Source organism: Bradyrhizobium sp. Unk1 (assembly GCF_059512345.1).
This window is the reverse complement of sequence record NZ_JCAMOP010000173.1, coordinates 1-1,281: the sequence shown is the minus strand read 5'-3', so window position 1 is coordinate 1,281 and position 1,281 is coordinate 1. Positions and strand designations below refer to the sequence as shown.

Annotated in this window: 1 protein-coding gene; it reads left to right on the top strand. The window is 60.7% G+C overall.

The annotated features are described in order from the left end of the window. Positions 1-80 precede the first annotated feature (80 nt). On the top strand, positions 81-1,166 hold the full coding sequence (locus AC5ZFO_RS47930; RefSeq protein WP_496124257.1) for an IS5 family transposase: 1,086 nt from the start codon (positions 81-83) through the stop codon (positions 1,164-1,166). Positions 1,167-1,281: the final 115 nt, after the last annotated feature.

The following is a 1,281-nucleotide window of genomic DNA, read 5'->3' as shown; positions in this document are numbered from 1 at the left end:
TAGCAGTCTGCTGAAGAACCCCCTCGCCAGGGAGGGGGCTTGATGATTCACTTTATCATCTCGATTCGGTGGAGGCGATGATGCGCGGGAGGTTTACGGATCAGGGCGGCCTGTTTTCGTACATCGCGCCGGATAAGCGTGTGCCAGCGAACCATCCGCTGCGGAAGGTCCGGGAACTCGTTCGGGATGTTTTGAGTGATTTGAACCGCAGCCTTGGGAAGCTCTACGCCAGCGAGGGACGTCCTTCGATCCCTCCGGAGCAATTGCTGAGCGCCCTGCTGCTGCAGGTGTTCTACGGCATCCGCTCGGAACGCCAGTTGATGGAGCAACTGGACTACAATCTTTTGTACCGCTGGTTCGTAGGCCTGTCGCCGGACGATCCGGTCTGGGACCCGACCAGCTTCACCAAGAACCGGGAGCGGCTGCAGAACGGCGATGTGTTCACGAAGTTCATGACCAGGCTTCTGAACCATCCGCAGGTCAAGCCGCTGCTGTCGGACGAGCACTTCTCGGTGGATGGAACGCTGATCGAAGCCTGGGCTTCACAGAAGAGCTTTCGCCCTAAGGACGGCAGCGGTGACGACGATGACGGCGCCAATTTCCACGGCCAGAAGCGCAAGAACGACACCCATGCGAGCACCAGCGACCCGGACAGCAGGCTTTATCGCAAGGCGGCCGGACGGGAGGCCAAGCTTTGCTATATGGGCCACGCCACCATGGAGAACCGGCATGGGCTGGCGGTGGCCGGCAAGGTCACACATGCCAATGGTACCGCTGAACGCCGAGCTTCGGAGGCCATGCTGAAGGCGAGACGCAAAGCCGCAGGCCGTCGCATCACGGCCGGTGAGGACAAGGCGTACGATACGGCCGATCATGTCGCCAATCTTCGCGCCATCGGCGTGACGCCGCATGTGACGCAGAACCAGGCCGTCACCAAAACCGGTAAGACCCGCGACAGCGCCATCGACGAACGAACCACGCGACATCCGGGCTACGGCATGTCGCAGTCACGCCGGGCGATGGTCGAGTGCATCTTCGGATGGGGCAAGCAGCACGGCACCATGCGCAAGACCAAACATCGTGGCATCGCTCGCGTCGCCGCCGACTTCCTACTCAATCTGATCGCCTATAACCTGATCCGCATTCCCAAACTGCTTGCCACTTAGCCACCCCGCGTCAGGCTACACCCAACACCAGCCGAGAAAATTACGTCCAACTCCACCGCATCGCCCCAACAACGACCGGCGAGGACGCTCCATTTCGAGGTTTTTCAGCAGACTG

Coding starts and splice junctions, on each gene's coding strand:
- AC5ZFO_RS47930 (WP_496124257.1), top strand. CDS start 81: ATGCGCGGGAGGTTTACGGATCAGGGCGGCCTGTTTTCGTACATCGCG.